Source organism: Nevskia soli, assembly GCF_903970205.1.
Classification (GTDB): domain Bacteria; phylum Acidobacteriota; class Terriglobia; order Bryobacterales; family Bryobacteraceae; genus Bog-113.
On record NZ_CAJCHS010000211.1, the window covers coordinates 1 to 15827 of the forward strand.

A 15827-nucleotide genomic window follows, 5' to 3' on the forward strand; every position below is an offset into this window, starting at 1 on the left:
TCGGAGAACACGAAGGTATCGATCGCAACGTGGCGATCGTTGACGAACGCTTCGGCTCGCAGGATGTTCATGCCGAATCCCGCCAAAGCGCCCGAGACATCGGAGATCAGGAAGGATCGATCGCGGGTCACCACGGTTAGACGATACTGATCGCCGCAACTATCTAGTCGCACCTTGCGGCCTTCCCTCTCCATGCGCTGATGCTCGTCGATCTCTTCCGCCGTATGAGTTAGGCGGTAGCGCACCGGCAGACCATGATCGGCGGTATGTTCCTGTAGGTCTAAAGTCAGTTTGCGCTCGGTTGCGGCATAGGTTTGCCAGAGTAGAGTCGCGCGCCATGGAGTAAGTGCGGTCGGGTTCACGGAACTGATATCGCAGTAAGTCAGGATGGTCAGCATTTTGAGCCGCTCAACGGTGCCTACGAGCGCTGCCAGAGCCGCGGTCGTCGTTGCGTCTTTCGGATCACGCGTGGTCATCAGGCGCGACATATCCAAGTGCCGCTCCACCAGAAACAAGACGGTCGAAGTCTCGGAGTCATTCATGCCGATGGACCGGCAAGCCTCGCGCGCATGTTCCGCCGAAACGCCGGCGTGATTTTCTGTTTCCGCGCTTTTTCCTGAATCGTGAAGCAGCAAGGCCACGAGCAGCAGCGGATAATCCGGAGTCTCGCGCGCCATCTCGCCAAAGTGGTTTGCGGCCGATTTGAGGTCGATTGCGGTCTGGACGGCAACCAGCGAGTGTTCATCCACCGTGTAGCGATGGTAGAAGTCGCGGATCACCAGCCACTCGATGCCCTTCAGCGCGGGGAACAGCCTGGAGAGATAGCCGGTTTCGTGCATGGCTCGAAGCGCGGCGCCGGCGTTAGGGGAGTCCAGAATCTCGCGGAGCTGGCGCCAGTTCATGCGAGCGTCAGTAAGAGCGGCCACGCGCACGCGGGTTTCTTCGGCGATCGGGGTTCCGTGGCGCGCGATGAAGGCGAATAGCCGTTCGGCCGCGCGCGCATCGGCCGCCTGGTGCCGGAAGAATACCTTGCCGTGAATGACCCGAAAGTCTTTGTCGGAGAGTTGCGAGGCGTTCTCGCGAACCGCGGCAAACACGGAGGATTTCCGGTACTCCGCGCGCTCCAGCGCTTGCAGGCAAGCTGCGAAAATCGGACCCGCCTCGCGGTAATAAGCGCGCATGAGCTCGGCCGCGCTCGCGAATCCGAAGCTAGCGGCGCAGGCGTCCTGCATCGCGAAGTTCAGAACATTCTGGTCGCGTCCGGCTGCCTGATGAAGAGCGATGCGGATACGGTAAATCCAGTCGGAAACCGGCGCGTCCGTGGCAACATCGTCGAGCACGTTCAGCCAGCGGATCACGTGCAGATCGCGGAGCCCGCCGGGCGCATCCTTGACGTGCGGCTCCAGATGGAAGATGGTGTTCCCATAAGTCCGGTGGCGCGCGCGCGCCAACCTGACCAACGCGGGTGCAAGCCGTTCCCGCGGTGGATTGCGCAGCCGATGGAACAACTCGCGATCGCCCGCCAGAAAGCGCCGGTCCAGCAGACTGACGCTGAGTTCCTCGTTCTGCGCGTCCACGGCCAGACACTCCGCCAGAGTATGAACCGACTGGCTGACCCGCAGGCCGGCATCCCAAAGGTCGCGCAGAAAGGGCGCAATCGCGTCGCGCAGGTTCTCGTCTTCGGACGGACCCCGCGCGGTCACTATCAGCAGGTCGACGTCGGAGTACGGAAACAACTCGCGCCGGCCGTATCCTCCAACCGCAGCCAACGCGACATTCTCGATCTCCGGCCATCCGGCCAGCACCAGCGCATCCACCTGCGCGGTGCGTTCGGCGAGGTTTATGGAAGCGCCGGCTAGCATCACAAAGCAGAATCGCCGCGGTCTCCGTTCCGGATGCGAATCGCCTCGCTCACGTCGGACACGAATATCTTGCCGTCGCCGATCTTGCCCGTGCGCGCAGCGGCCGTCAGCGTGTCGATGACCTCTTCGAGCCTTGCATCCGGAATCACCATCTCGAACCGCACCTTCGGGAGCAGATCGACCGTGTACTCCTGGCCCCGATAAACCTCGGTGTGGCCTTTTTGGCGTCCGTGGCCGCGCACTTCGATCACGGTCATGCCATCGATCCCGATGCCTTTGAGCGCTTCCTTCACTTCCTCCAGCTTAAACGGCTGGACCACTGCTTCGACCTTCTTCATCGCTACAAGCCTTTCAGCGATTCGGCGATTTCCTTCTCCGGAATGGCGCCTTCGCGAATCATGCGCCAGTAGGGCTCGGTAATGTCGACCGTGCTCGAACCGGCGCCGCTGCAGACCCCGCCGTCGAGCACCAGGTCGACGCGCCCGTCGAGTGTGGCGAAGACTTCGATTCCGCTGGTCAGCGTGGGTTGTCCGGAGATGTTCGCGCTGGTGGCGATCACCGGTTGGTTCATGCGCGTGACAATCTGTTGGGCGATCACCGCGGCGCTCTGGCGCACCGCCAGCCGGCCCGTGTTGCCGGTTACTTTCAGCGGGACTTTGGAAGATGCGGGCAGGATGATGGAGAGCGGGCCCGGCCAGAACTTGCGCGCCAACACGTAGAAACGCTTGGACAATTCACGCGCCAGATCCTCGACCATGAGCGTGTCCGCAACTAGCAGCGGTAGCGAGCGGACCGATTCGCGGCCTTTGGCCTGGAACACCTGAGTGACGGCTTGCAGGTTCATCGGATCGCCCATCAAGGTGTAGAGCGATTCCGTGGGGACGGCGATAACTTGTCCCCGCTGGATGGCGTCCACCGCGCGATCAATCGCCGACTCTGCCGGATTCTTCGGGTCAATCTCGATTAGATCGGTGGCCACACCCGGCAAGCGTAACACGTCCGCAAGGTTGCGGAGATCGCGTCGTGGGCTGTCTGAAATGCGGGGCGATATTAACGGCCGGCGAAGGACGCTTCCGTCCGTTCGGTGTCACCGCTAGGCGTTCGTGGTTCGAAGGTGTATCCGAATCCGCGCACAGAATGGATAATGCGCGGGTTCGTCGGATCCGCTTCGATTTTCTGTCGTAATCGCAGCACGTAGACATCGACCGTTCGATCCGTGATCGCGCGGTCTTGTCCCCACACCGAGTTCAGCAGCTGTTCCCGGCTGAACACGACGCCCGTGCGCGTCATCAGAAATTCGAGCAGTCGGAATTCAGTGGCCGTGAGTGAAAGCAGACTGCCGTTCAGCCGCGCCTGGCAACTGGAGCGATCCAGTTCGATCCCGGCGGATTTGAGCACGCGCGCGGGCGCATGCTGCGAACGGAACTGCAGTTTGATGCGCGCGATCAGCTCCCGAACGAAGAAGGGCTTAACGATGTAGTCGTTCGCGCCCAGTTCTAATCCGACGATCCGGTCCGTCTCCGATGCGCGGGCGGTCAGGAAGATGACGGGGACAGTGGCCAACTCCGAATCGTTGCGAATGCCTTTGCAGATATCGAGCCCGTCCGAATCGGGAAGCATGATATCGAGAAGGATCAGGTCCGGGCGGACTCGGCGGCAAAGGTCCAGCGCGCCGCGGCCCGTTTGCGAGCCGACCAGGCTAAAGCCTTCCTTTTCCAGGTTGTATTTCAGCAGCGCGTAAAGATCCGCGTCGTCCTCGATCAGAACAATCTTCTTCATACGTAGGGACTCGTCTCAGGGTAGCGGCGGGCGTGTTACGAACGGGTTAAGACGCCGTAAACTCTGGATGAAGTTCGGATTGCGATTGCGGTTCGAATTCGTCCACGGGAAGGGTGAAAAAGAAGGTGGCGCCTTTGTTGATTTCACTATTCACCCAGACCTCGCCGCCGTGCGTGCGGACCAGGTGCTTCACAATGGCGAGCCCGAGGCCGGTGCCGCCCAGTTCGCGCGAGCGCGCTTTATCCACGCGGTAGAAACGCTCGAATAAACGCGATTGATCTTCGACCGGAATTCCAATCCCCGTATCCTGTACGAACAGTTCGAGCATGCGCGCAGCGGCATTACCGGTCGTGTAGGGCTTCACTCCAATGGTGATTGTCCCCAACTCCGGCGTGTACTTGACGGCGTTATCCACCAGGTTACTCAGGATCTGATAGATGGCTTCGGAATCGCAGTAGACTTCCGCGCCGGCGGTCGCAAGTTCCTGCCGCAGCTCGATGCGCTTCTTGGCGGCGATCGGACGGATAGTGTCGATCACGTCGGCCAGCAGTTCATTCACGCGGTAGTGCCCGAACCGGAACTGCTGCGTCTTCATCTCGATGCGCGAAAGAGCCAGCAGATCGGCGGTGAGCCGTGCCAGACGTTCCGCGTTGTGCCGGATGATGTTCAGGAATCGGATGTTGTTTTTCTCGTCGTGAATCGCGCCGTCAAGAAGCGTTTCGGTGTAGCCCTGAATGGAAGCGAGCGGCGTGCGCAGCTCGTGCGAGACGTTGATGACGAAGTCTTTGCGGATGCGTTCCAGTTTTTCGAGCTCGGTGTGCTCGGTTTGCAGCTGCTGCACGGTGCGCTCCAGTTTCGCGCTGGTGTCATTCAGTTTGCGGCCGAGGATAGCCAGCTCACCGGAACGCAAATCGCGCAGGCGCGCGTGGAAATTTCCGTTCGCCAGCTCTCCCGCATAAGCGATGATGCTGCCCAGACGGTCCGCGGTGTTGTGCGCGAGATAGAGCGCAATCAGCACGACAGGGATGAATGCCAGGGCCGCGCTTTCCAGAGTGCGGCGGCGGATTGCCGCTTGTTCTTCGCGTACTTCCGCCAGCGGCACTGATAATCGCAGAACACCCTGCGGCACAGGCTCGGCGAAGTAGATGTATTCGGTACCGAAACTGTTGCTGCGGCGGATGCTGGCCCCTTTGCGGCCTGCCAACGCCTCAATCACTTCCGGCCGGCCGGCATGATTTTCCATATGGCTGGCGTCGGTAGCCGTGTCGGCGATCACCGACCCGTCCCGCGCGATCAAAGTAATCCGGACGCCCGCGGCGCGAGCCATCGCGGGCAGGCTTTCCGGATTGGAAGCTGCTCCGCTGGCTTCCAGCATGCTCGCTTTTTCGTCCAGTTCGCGCCACCGGCTCGCCATGTATTTGCTATCGATCACGCGCGAGGTGAGCAGGCCGATCATGACCAGCGCAACGGTGATGAGAGCCGCCAACCCGGCTATGAATTTGATGAAGATGCGCGTTTTCATGGCTGGCTTTCGAAGCGATACCCGAAGCCGCGGACGGTAACCAGATACTTCGGATCTTCGGGCTGATCTTCGATTTGTTCGCGGAGGCGCCGTACGTGGACATCGACGGTTCGCGGCGTTACGTAATGCTGCTCGCCCCACACTTCGGAAAGCAGCTGTTCGCGGCTGAACGCGCGCCCGGGGTTGACCAGGAAGAACTCGAGGAGCTTGAATTCGGTCGACGTCAACTGCAGCTCGTGGTCATTCAGGAATACGCGATGCGCGTCGCGGTCCAGGCGGACCGGGCCGATCCGGATCATGCCATTTTCCTGATCGGGTTCGCCGCGCCGCAGATGCGCCTTTACGCGGGCAATCAGCTCGCGCGGGCTGAAGGGTTTCGTTATGTAGTCGTCGCCGCCGATTTCCAGACCGAGTACGCGGTCGACTTCGTCCGAGCGCGCCGTCAGGAAGAGAATCGGCACCCGCGCGATGCTCTGGCTTTTCCGGATCTGCTTGCAAAGATCGAAGCCGTCGCCGTCCGGCAACATGACATCGAGGACGATCAGATCGGGGCGCCATTCCTCGAGCTGCTCCAGCGTGCCTTTGGAGCCCACGAGAGTGCGCGTGGAAAAGCCGCTATTGCTCAGGTTGTATTCCAAAAGAGCTGCCAATTCGGCTTCGTCTTCGACCACGGCGACGCGTTTTGGCATATGGGATTCCAGTGTATCGTCACTCGCCGGTTGGCGGTTCGTCGATTTCAACGATCACGCCTTCGGGGGAACGAAGAGCCTGGCGCGTGCGGTCGCTTAAACGGATGAGCACATAGAGCGCGATGAAGAGAAGCACGGCGCCGAAGATGAAATGCCACGCGTGGGCTTTCAGGAATGTGGGCGACTGTTCGCCGACGGCAAGCCCAAGGGCCACCAGCGCTGTAAAACGGATCACGCGGGCGAGAAGGATCACGGCCACAAACGAGGTCCGCTTGGTTCCGGTGATTCCCGCCGAGATTACGAATAGCTTGAGCGGCATGGGAATCGGCATCAGGGCGGGGATGAACACGGTCACCAACCCGTAACGCAAAAACCAATTGCGGAATTTCTGTGAGCGATTCGGACTGGCGGCATGTTCCATGAAGCGTTTTCCGCCGCTCCGGGCAGCGCTGAACAAGGCCAGATTGCCGATGGTGGAACCGATGATCGCCACGACGGCCGAGAACCATGCGACCTGCGGCGTCTTGATGGCGATGAAGATCAGCAGCAGGTCCATTCCGGCGGGGATGGGGATGCCGGCGGAGTCGAGAAAGGCGAGCAGCAGAACACCGAGAGGGCCGAGAGCCAGCAGCGCCTGCGAGAGATGTTTTAACAATGGCTATTCAACAATGACTACTCAATGATACGGAGTTGTTGGATGCGCCCGGTCAAAGAACATCGACGAAAGTTTTGCGGAGTTTGTAGAACCAGGCGTGTCCGAGCACGGCTAGGACGATGCTTACGGCTGTGAAGGCGCCCAGAGATCGCCAGTCGGGCGCGCGCGATTCCAGGAAGATCGCGCGATATCCGCGCACCAGGATGTAGATCGGATTTTTCGTTAGTAAAGCACGCGCGGCGCCGGGCGCCTGCGTTTCGGGGTAACAGATCGGCGTGATGAAAAACCACACCGTCAGAACGAATCCGATGATCTGCGTAAGGTCGCGCAGGAACGCTCCTAGCGCGGACAGGAACCAGCAAAGGCCCGCGGTGAAGATCATCTGCGGGATGACGAGCAGCGGCAGATAAATCAGCGTCCAGGGCAGGCGATGCCGGATCACCAGGCATGCGAGGGTAAAGAGCGCGAGCCCGAACGCCTCGCCCACTAATCCGGAGAAAACAAGGTTGACGGGCAGCGTCTCGATCGGGAAAACGAGTTTTTTGATCAGGCTTCGGTACTCGATCAGGACGCCGGGCGCGCGCCCCACGGCTTCGCTGAACGCGATCCACGGAAGCATTCCGGCAAGAAAGTACAGCGCGAAACTTGCCGGGCTGGGGTCGTTTGCGAATCTCGCTTTCAAGACGATGCCGAACACGTAGAAGTACGTGATCATCAATAGCAGCGGATTCAGGATGGTCCAAAGCGCGCCTCCGAACGAGCCCCGGGAGCGGCTGAGAATCTCGCGCCTCACGAGCGTCGCGCTCAGCGAACGATTTCGCCACACCGTGCGGAACGGCTGAATCAAGGCATAGGGAACCGCGTTCAATCTGCGGCGGCGGCGAACGCGGTTGAGGTCTGTGACTTCGATCCGGTCCACATGGAGCGCGCCGCCGTTGACGCGCACATCGGCGAGCACGAACGGAAGACCGTTCGCGTAGGCCCACCCGTGGTTCTCGTGCATCAGCGACGCGTAGAGCTGGTATTTGCCATCGTCTTTCGGAAGCGTGAGCGGGAGCAGGAACCGGCTGCCTCCGGCGGGAGCGCGCTCGCCTTCCACCAGCAACACACCGGTCACCGGTTCGAATATCTGGTAACTGACGGAGTAGCCATCCCGCACGGCATCGCCCTCAAGATCGAAGCGCAGTTCCGGCCGTTCGCCGTCGGTCGTTATGATCGCGTTTTTGTATCCGGCCCTCAAAAGTACAGCCATGAAGGATAGCGCTCGGTCACCGGTCCCGTCTTCCGGCCGACGGCGTAGATTCCATCGCCGCGCCACTGCGTTTGCAGCGACAGCCGCTCGAGAACCGCCTGGACCCAGGCGAATTCGGGATGCGGTTCGTCGCGGAAAGCTCCGGTTTCCAGACGTTCCAACGCGAAGCCGCCGCCTAGCAGCAATTGATGCACTTCCGTCGGCGTGTATTCGCGATTATGCCGCGCCTCGGTTTCACCGGTCGGATTGGGCTTGATGTACGCGGTGAAAAAACCGGGATTGTAACTCTCCAAAATGGCGGCGACCGCGCGGTACGAAACAATGTTGGGCGTCGTAATCACGACGTTTCCGCCGGGTTTCAGAATGCGATTGATCTCGCTGATCAAGTGCATCGGGTCGCTGAACAGATGCTCCAGGAGTTCGCAGCACAGCACCGTATCGAACGATTCGTCCTTGTACGGATAGCGGTCCCGCTCGGCATCGAAATGATCGATCAGGCATTCGAACGTCTCGCCCAGATTCGACTCCACGAACTTGCGGTCGGTGCGCCCCAACTTGCCGTAGTAACAGCCGCGCACATGGCCATAGCCGAGTTTATATTTCAACGCCGGCGTGATCTGCATATATGCGCCCATCTCGAGAACCGACTTCGATGGGTCGCCCGGCGGCGTGATTCGCAGGGTGTGGCGGAAGCGGTCGGAATGGGTCTGGAGATATTCGGTGGACGGCTCGTCGGCCACCCAACTCTTGATCCAATCCGGCGCGACATCCACCTCCGACACCGTTCCGTCAGCCGACTCTTGAACCGGTCTCGAAGGAAGGGGGCGCCCAGTGAGACCGTGGACGACGAAGGCCATGAAATCCGCGTACTTTTGGGCGACCGCGCGCCAACTGCACTCGTGCTCCACCCAGGCGCGCGCACGATCTCCGATCTGCCGGGCTACGTCGGGACGCGACGTGAGCAGGTTCAGGAACTCGAAGATCAGATCCTCTTCGGCGGCATCCACCGGAACCTTCAGGCAGATATCGTCCGGCAATTCCGCAAACGCGCCGACATCGGAAACCAGGGCTGGGCGGCCGGTGCTGAAGGCGCGCAAGAGGCTGCCCGATGTTTCCCCGACCGTGGGGTAGCGCAGATTGACGATGATGTCGCAAGCGGCAATATAGGACGCGAAATCGGCTTCCGCCGTGTATCCGAGCACGCGCACATGCGCTTCCAGCCCGAGCCCTTCGATGATTGGCGCAATCGGAAGATCCGGATGCGCTTCACCGCCCAAAATCACGCGCACGCGCGGGTCTAACTTGACCAGACGGCGCACCGCGCGCAGCGTTTGCGCGATGCGCTTATACGGCTTCAGATACCCGAACGCGCCGATCAGCGTGGCGTCCGCTTCCACGCCGAGGCGCTCGCGAACCAGATTACGGCCGCGTTCGTAAGCCAGCTGATCGACCGGACCATCCACCCATGCGCCGTGCGGAATCACCGCTTGTGGACCGCTGAAACCGGCCGCTCGTGCGGCGGATAACACGTAGTTGCTGTGAGCGATCACCCCTTTGGACGCGCCGGCCATGCGTCGCAGCATGGGCACGCCGTCGTAATCGGGTCCGGCTTCGAGCGCCCGCACGCGCCCGGCAAATGCGCGCGCAGCTTCGCCGCCGTCGAAACCGCATTCGTTCACGTACGCGTCCCAATCACCGCGCCGGATTGTCAGGTCGGCGACCAGGTGATGCAGGTTCGCTTCGTGCAGCACGACAATTCCAGGGCGCCGCAGCGCCGCTTCATAAACGAAATCGTGGTCGGCGTTGTTGCCGAGATGATAGAGCGCGATGTCGAACTGCGCCGGATCATACGTGTCCGGCATGGAACCGAAAATCGTCAGATCCACTAAATGCCGAAGATGTGCAACCAGCGCGGCGGAGTAATCGGCGATGCCGCTTCGCGCCGGCGGCATCGGCGAGAAGAAGGCAACGCGCAGGTGGGAACTCAGTGCGTCAGCTCCACCGAGAACGTGCCCAGCGCGACCGGGAATCGGATCAGAACGGGCGTACGCACGGCGTCGCGAGCGAAGTAAATGTCGGCATTGATGTTAGACGCGGGCCCGACGATCGAGCAGCCCACGCGGTCCGCATCGTACGAGCGATCCCCGGCTTTCACCGGCCCGGACCCGAGATACGTCATCTTCACCTGATACAGCGCGCCAAACAGAACCGACTGCGGATCGGGAACGCGCCCGTTCACCAGCTCATGTCGCGCGAAGAACAGAAACGTGAGCGCATCGCGAACGCAATCCGGAACGGTGAATTTACTTTCACCCGAGCCGCTGGACGGGGTTCGCGTGACGGTCAGCGACTTGGCGTCAACGGTCTCCGTCTCACTGAATTTCCGCGCCCCGTGCACGAGATCCCGCGAAAGATCCTCCGTGCAGAAGGCGGCTGTCGCGTCCGAGCGGAACGCGTCGGCGAGGCCGTAACCCGGCACGTTCGCCTCGTAATCGAGATGGAAATTCCACGCGGGTGCGGCTGCCGAACCGGCATTCTGCGCCTTCCAGTGAACGTCCCCCAGGCTCAGACCGCTCTGCCAGTTGATGCTGTAATCCAGCGACTCATTGGGGAACACGGGCCCGGCCGCGAAAAGCGCTGCGCCGTGAAGAGGAAGGAACGCGAGAAGGAGCGCCGCAGGATGTTTCATCGAAGTGTCTTTACCGATTTCGCTGAAAGCGGCTTAGCCGAAGCCGCTTTGGGAGCGACGCGAGACGGTCTCCGCGTGCGTCCCGCGACTTCCCGATAGACCGCGAGCGTCTTCTGAGCCGTTCGCTGCCAGGTGAAGTTGGCCGCCCGCTGCAATCCGAGCCGCTCCATGCGCTGGCGCAGTTGCGGGTCAATCAGGATATCCCGCAGCGCCCGCACCATTTCATCCGGCTTCGCGGGATCGAAGAACAATCCGGCGCCGTCAGCCACTTCGGGCATCGCGGATGTGTTCGCGCAGGCCACCGCGCGGCCGCAAGCCATCGCCTCCAGAATCGGAATGCCAAAGCCTTCATAGAAGGACGGAAAGCAGAAACAATCGCAGGCGTTATAGAGCTGCAGAAGATCGTCGTCGGTAACGAAGCCCAGAAATCGAATGCGACCCTGCACGCCCGAGTGGGCGGCGGCTTCATGCACGCGCGGTCCGAACCAGGTATCCTGGCCGGCCAGCACCAGCTCGTGCGGAAGCGCGGGGTTCTCTTTGACCAGGCGCGCAAACGCTTCGATCAGGCCGATGTGATTTTTGCGCGGCTGCAGGTCGCCCACCGATAACACAAACGGGCCGGTAACGCGAAAACGCTCCAGCACGCGGCGCATCGCGCTCTCGCGCGTCAACGGACGGAAGAAAGGATTGGCCGCATCGGGAACCACCACCACGCGATCGGGATCCAGACCGTAGGCGCGCACGATCGAGTCTCTTGAAAATTCACTGCCCGTCAAAATGCGCGCCGCGGACCGTGCGGTACGCGCCACGGTGAATTTGAGCTGACGGCGACGCGCGGCCGTGAAGTACTCCGGCCGCTCCAGAAAACTCACGTCGTGGATGCTGGCGATCAACGGTACCGGGCAGAACAGCGGCCCAGTGTACTGCACATGTAACAGATCCGGACGGTCTACCCGTAGGCGGCGGGAGAGACCATAGCCGAGCCGCGCGAACGGATTCCCGGAGACGCGGCGGGACGCGAAACGTTCCGGAATCGACTGTTCCGCTCCCAGAGCCGAATAGTACGCGAAGAATTCAGACTCGCGATCCACCTTGGCGAACGCGTTAAGAAGGCTTCGAACATAAACTTCGTTGCCTGTAAGATGCCGTCCGATTGCGTGAGCATCCACCGCGTAACGCGCTCCGGCCATAGCTATATCGTCTCACTTTGCGTGGTGAAGATCGTCTTAAAAGAGGTCATGCAGTGTATTCCAGGAGGCATTCCATGTAAAGAATCGTTCATACCGCTCGCGGCCGCAACGTGCAATGTTTTGTCGGAGTTCGGCGTCATCCAAAAGCCGTGCAACGGCTTCGACGAACGCCGGGGCATTGTCCGCAAGTAAAATAGAGCGGCCGGTGACGGCGCCGAGGCCTTCCGCTCCGATGGATGTGGATACGACGGCCCTCCTTGCGGCCCACGCTTCGATGATCTTAAGCCGTGTTCCGCTGCCGGAGAGCAACGGTGCCATACAGACGCGCGCGCGCGCCAGATAAGGCTCCACGTCTTCAACCGGTCCCGAGTACCGGGTGCCGGGGACTTCCCGTAGCTCTTCAGGAATGGCGTTCGGATTCTTTCCAATGATCTCAAACACCAGCTGCGGATACCTGGCGCGCAGCGGCGGCCAGATTTCCTTCAGCGTCCACGCCAAGGCTGTGCGATTCGGCTCGTACTCCAGATTACCGGAGAAGGCGATAACGAATTCGCCTTCGCCGGGCAGGCTGTGGCGAGCCGGCAGCGAATTCGGGTAGACGACAACGCGAGTTCCCGGGCTGATCCGGTGGACCCGGCCGGCGTCTTCGGCGGACGTGGTCAGTATGAGATCGCTTAGGGGAAGCAGCTTCTTCTCTATCGTGAGCGCCGCGCGTGCGAAGCGAGAATGTACCTGACCGCGCAGCAATCCGCCGGCGGCGGCACAGCTTCGGTGCCACTCGGATTCGATATTGTGCAGATCGAGAACGGTGAGTCGCGCGCTGCGTTTCACCAGCGGCAGATAGGACGCCGACCAGAAATGTTCGAGCACCGCGACATCGAACTGCCGGCCGTCAATCGCCCGCTCGATCGCCGCTTCATAGCCGCTGAAACGGTCCGGCAGCGGCGGCCGCATCCGAACGATTCGGACGGCATTGCGTAATGACCTGGACAGCAGATCGTTGCGGTGCGGCACGAGCGGGATCGGCGAGTAGCGGCTGATGAGCCCGGCGGGAAGCATGCCTTCGGTATGTTGCCCGGGGTGCTGGAAGACGATCAGCTGCACCTCGTAATGCGCGCCCAGATAGTGCAGCAGGGACGCGGTTCGCAGCGCGCCGCCGCCGTCCAGCGGGTACGGGGCTTCGGGCGAGATCATCAGGGCGCGCGGCCTAGCGGAAGCGGGCAATCGCCTCCGTGTAGACGGCGCGAGTGGCGCGGGCGGTGTTTTCCCAGGAGAACCGGCTGGCGCGTCTGAGACCTTTGGCCCGCAGATCGGCGGCGCAATCCGGACGTTCGAGCAACGCTTGCATCGCGGCCGCGATTTCCCGAACGGTATCGCCATAGAGCGCGGCATCGGCAGCTGCTTCCATGAGCGCCGGATCGCGCGTGACGATCACCGGACATCCGCATTGCATCGCCTCCAGGACGGGGAGGCCGAAGCCTTCGTAGAGCGACGGATAGACGAGTGCTACTGCGCCGCGGTAAAGAGACGCGAGTTCCGCATCGCTCGCTTCGCCCGCGAGTTCAAGACCGGGTTCCGGCGAAATGTGCGGACCGTCAGACCTTCTTCGTCCGACAAGAATCAAGTGGACTTGGTGCGTCTTTCGCACTTCCCGCCACGCGTCGATGAGCGTCGCGAGGTTCTTGCGCGGCTCGATGGTGCCGGTGAAGATGAAGTACGGATCCTGCCGGATCGGTTCGGGGCCGGGCTGGAAGATGGAGGCCGCGGCATGTGGAATCGCAATCACCATTTCCGGCTTGAGGTTGAAATGCGCGATGGCTTCGCGGCGTACGGCTTCGGATGGGGTGATCACTGTAGACGCGCGCCGCAGTTTCAAGAGCAGAGGAACTCTTCGTCGCACCCTACCGGCGCCATCGTGCCACGAGGGGTCGCGCCACGGCGACATGTCGTGCAGCGTCATGACTGCCGGCAATGAGCCGCGATAGGGCACCTCGAAGTTGGTCCCGTGGAAGACTTCGGCGCGCGCTTCGCGACACGCGCGAAGCACGCCGGCCAGCCACCAGCGCCGCTCGATCGCATTGGCCGGTTGCGGTCCGGCGGTGAGGTTCGGCGGAGCGCCCGCTGGCATCGCAAACGGCCGATCGCTGAGCAGCGCGTACGTATCTTCAGGAAAGGTCCGGGCCAGCGCCATGCTCAACTCTTCGGTGTAGCGTTTCAGGCCGCCGCTCGAGAGGGTCAGCGGTCCGGCGTCCAGCGCGACGCGCATTCGCCCGCGCTAGTCCGTGTGCCCGACGGCGTAAACGATTCCCGCGCCGGAATTGCTTTCCCGTGTCTGCGCCACCAGGTTCGCCGCGCGCAGCAGCGAGGAGAACGTTCCCGCATCGGTCCACCAGCCGTCCAGGAAGGAAAACTCCATCGAGCCTTCGCGGATATACGCATTGTTGACATCGGTGATCTCAAGTTCCCCGCGGTTGGACGGCACCAGCTTGCGGACCTTATCGAATACGGTCTCGTCGAACATGTAGATGCCGGTCACCGCGTAGTTCGAACGCGGATGCTTCGGTTTCTCCTCGATGCCGACGATGCGCCCGTTCGCGACTTCCGCGACACCGAATCGTTCGGCATCGTCGACTTCCTTCAGCAGAATCCGGGCGCCTTTCGGCTGCTTTCGAAACGCTTCGGCCGCGCAGCGGATACTCTTCTCGATGATGTTGTCGCCGAGCACCACGCAGATTTTCTGACCGTCGGCAAAATGTTCGGCGAGCGCGAGGGCATCGGCGATGCCGCCTTCGCCTTCCTGATAGGTGTAGTCGATATGCTTCAGCCCGAACGATTTGCCATTGGCCAGAAGGCGCAGGAAATCGCCCGAATTCTTGCCGCCCGTGACCACCATAATGTCGACGATGCCCGCATCCACGAGGGTCTGGATGGGGTAATAAATCATGGGCTTGTCGTAGATCGGAAGGAGGTGCTTGTTGGTGATTTTGGTGAGAGGGAAGAGACGGCTGCCCGTGCCTCCGGCCAGAACGATACCCTTCATAAATAGGTCAAAATAGCCAACTTGCTAGGATATCGCACCGGTTTCTAGGAGGTTTCCGAGTGGATGTGCTACAAGCGGTATGTGGGAGACCAAATTACAGAGCAGACGGACTTTCGAAGTCTGTACCGCCAGGCCTTTGAACAGTTTGGCGTTTCTGCGCTCTGGAGCCGAAAACCGTTGCCTGATCCGACCCCCGCCGAGGCACTGGCGATTACGTGGACGCTGCGCGTGGAGGGCGATTTGAGAGCGAGACGCCTGGCGGAACAGATCGAGCAGGCGTGCCGTGCCCTTATCTAAGATTCAGACGGACATTCTGAGACTTCTGGCAGCGCATCGCGACCCGGAAAGCTATGTCGGTGGGAGCACGCCGTTAAACCGCGAGTTGCCTCGTTACTCCACCGACATTGACGTGTTCCATGATCGCGAGGAACGAGTGGCTGACGCGGCCGAACAGGATAGCGCTGTTCTGCGGGAAAACGGTTATACGCTCGAGTGGCTGCGCCGCGAGCCGGGTCTTCGCACGGTCAGAGCGCGGCGCGATGCTGAATCGACCCGGCTCGAATGGGTCGCGGACGCCGACTATCGCTTCTTTCCCGCGATCCGGGATGATCTGTTCGGATATATCTTGCACCCGCTGGATATCGCTACGAACAAAGTAGCTGCCGCTTACGGACGCAGGGAACCGCGCGACGCTGTGGACTTAGTGAGCATCCACGAAACCATCTTGCCGCTCGGTGCGGTCATTTGGGCGGCAGCGGGAAAAGCATTGGGGTTTACGCCGGAAGGAATTATTGCGGAGATTCGGCGTACGGCCCGCTACACGCTTGATGATTTCCAGGACATCCAGAGCGATCCGCCGCTCGACCCTACCGCGACGATGATCCGCCTCCGTGAGATTCTCGTCGAAGCCGAAGCGTTTGTGGTGCGCATGCCAACCGACAAGGTAGGCCTACTCTTCCTTCAGGACGGCGTGATCGTGCAGCCCGATCCGGACCGGTTAGATGCCTATCAAACGCATGGCGGAGTAAGGCGCGGGCACTGGCCGACCAGTATCGACATTACGGCGGCCATGCTCGAACGCTATAACAAGAGAAACTAATCTTGCTATGGAGCCGAAGAGCTGGAACGACTACCCGTCAGAGCAAATGA

At 61.2% G+C, this 15827-nt stretch carries 15 protein-coding genes; 1 reads left to right on the plus strand and 14 read right to left on the minus strand.

Annotation, left to right across the window (positions count from 1 at the left end):
• From H1Y01_RS09505 to H1Y01_RS09570, 14 genes are all read right to left on the minus strand, one after another.
• On the minus strand, positions 1–1862 hold a 1862-nt coding region (locus tag H1Y01_RS09505), incomplete at its 3' end, for an HD domain-containing protein (protein WP_180540218.1).
• Positions 1862–2200 carry a P-II family nitrogen regulator gene (locus tag H1Y01_RS09510; protein ID WP_180540220.1) on the minus strand — a complete coding sequence of 113 codons (339 nt, stop codon included), beginning with the start codon at positions 2198–2200 and terminating at the stop codon, positions 1862–1864. The genes H1Y01_RS09510 and H1Y01_RS09505, both read right to left, overlap by 1 nt.
• Before the next feature lie 2 nt (positions 2201–2202).
• The gene (locus tag H1Y01_RS09515) at positions 2203–2841 is read right to left on the minus strand and encodes an L-threonylcarbamoyladenylate synthase (protein ID WP_180540222.1); all 639 of its coding nucleotides are present in this window, start codon (positions 2839–2841) and stop codon (positions 2203–2205) included.
• A 71-nt stretch (positions 2842–2912) separates the two neighbouring features.
• Positions 2913–3641, minus strand: coding sequence for a response regulator transcription factor (locus H1Y01_RS09520; RefSeq protein ID WP_180540224.1), 729 nt, complete (start codon positions 3639–3641; stop codon positions 2913–2915).
• Positions 3642–3687: 46 nt separating this feature from the next.
• Positions 3688–5163 (minus strand): sensor histidine kinase, encoded by a 1476-nt coding sequence (locus tag H1Y01_RS09525; protein WP_180540226.1) that lies wholly within the window; start codon positions 5161–5163, stop codon positions 3688–3690.
• Positions 5160–5852, minus strand: coding sequence for a winged helix-turn-helix domain-containing protein (locus H1Y01_RS09530; RefSeq protein ID WP_180540228.1), 693 nt, complete (start codon positions 5850–5852; stop codon positions 5160–5162). The genes H1Y01_RS09525 and H1Y01_RS09530 overlap by 4 nt, the downstream gene beginning before the upstream one ends.
• Positions 5853–5871: 19 nt before the next feature.
• Positions 5872–6507 (minus strand): YqaA family protein, encoded by a 636-nt coding sequence (locus H1Y01_RS09535; protein ID WP_180540230.1) that lies wholly within the window; start codon positions 6505–6507, stop codon positions 5872–5874.
• Between the two features lie 52 nt (positions 6508–6559).
• Positions 6560–7759 (minus strand): ABC transporter permease, encoded by a 1200-nt coding sequence (locus H1Y01_RS09540; protein WP_180540232.1) that lies wholly within the window; start codon positions 7757–7759, stop codon positions 6560–6562.
• Complete coding sequence (locus H1Y01_RS09545) at positions 7744–9711, minus strand: methyltransferase domain-containing protein (RefSeq protein WP_180540234.1); 1968 nt, start codon at positions 9709–9711, stop codon at positions 7744–7746. The genes H1Y01_RS09540 and H1Y01_RS09545 overlap by 16 nt, the downstream gene beginning before the upstream one ends.
• A gap of 32 nt (positions 9712–9743) precedes the next feature.
• The gene (locus H1Y01_RS09550) at positions 9744–10448 is read right to left on the minus strand and encodes a DUF3108 domain-containing protein (RefSeq protein ID WP_180540236.1); all 705 of its coding nucleotides are present in this window, start codon (positions 10446–10448) and stop codon (positions 9744–9746) included.
• A complete protein-coding gene (locus H1Y01_RS09555) occupies positions 10445–11638 on the minus strand; it encodes a glycosyltransferase family 4 protein (protein ID WP_180540238.1) in 1194 nt (397 codons plus the stop codon). The genes H1Y01_RS09550 and H1Y01_RS09555 overlap by 4 nt, the downstream gene beginning before the upstream one ends.
• A 36-nt stretch (positions 11639–11674) precedes the next feature.
• Positions 11675–12862: a glycosyltransferase family 4 protein gene (locus tag H1Y01_RS09560; protein WP_180540240.1), complete on the minus strand. Its 1188-nt coding sequence runs from the start codon at positions 12860–12862 to the stop codon at positions 11675–11677.
• Complete coding sequence (locus H1Y01_RS09565) at positions 12846–13904, minus strand: glycosyltransferase family 4 protein (protein ID WP_180540242.1); 1059 nt, start codon at positions 13902–13904, stop codon at positions 12846–12848. Before H1Y01_RS09565 ends, H1Y01_RS09560 begins: the two co-directional genes overlap by 17 nt.
• 9 nt (positions 13905–13913) lie before the next feature.
• Positions 13914–14678, minus strand: a complete 765-nt coding sequence (locus tag H1Y01_RS09570) for a sugar phosphate nucleotidyltransferase (RefSeq protein WP_180540244.1) — start codon at positions 14676–14678, stop codon at positions 13914–13916.
• Between the two features lie 283 nt (positions 14679–14961).
• On the opposite strand from H1Y01_RS09570, the gene H1Y01_RS09575 reads away from it, so the two are divergent.
• The gene (locus H1Y01_RS09575) at positions 14962–15777 is read left to right on the plus strand and encodes a hypothetical protein (protein WP_180540245.1); all 816 of its coding nucleotides are present in this window, start codon (positions 14962–14964) and stop codon (positions 15775–15777) included.
• The last annotated feature ends 50 nt before the right edge of the window (positions 15778–15827 follow it).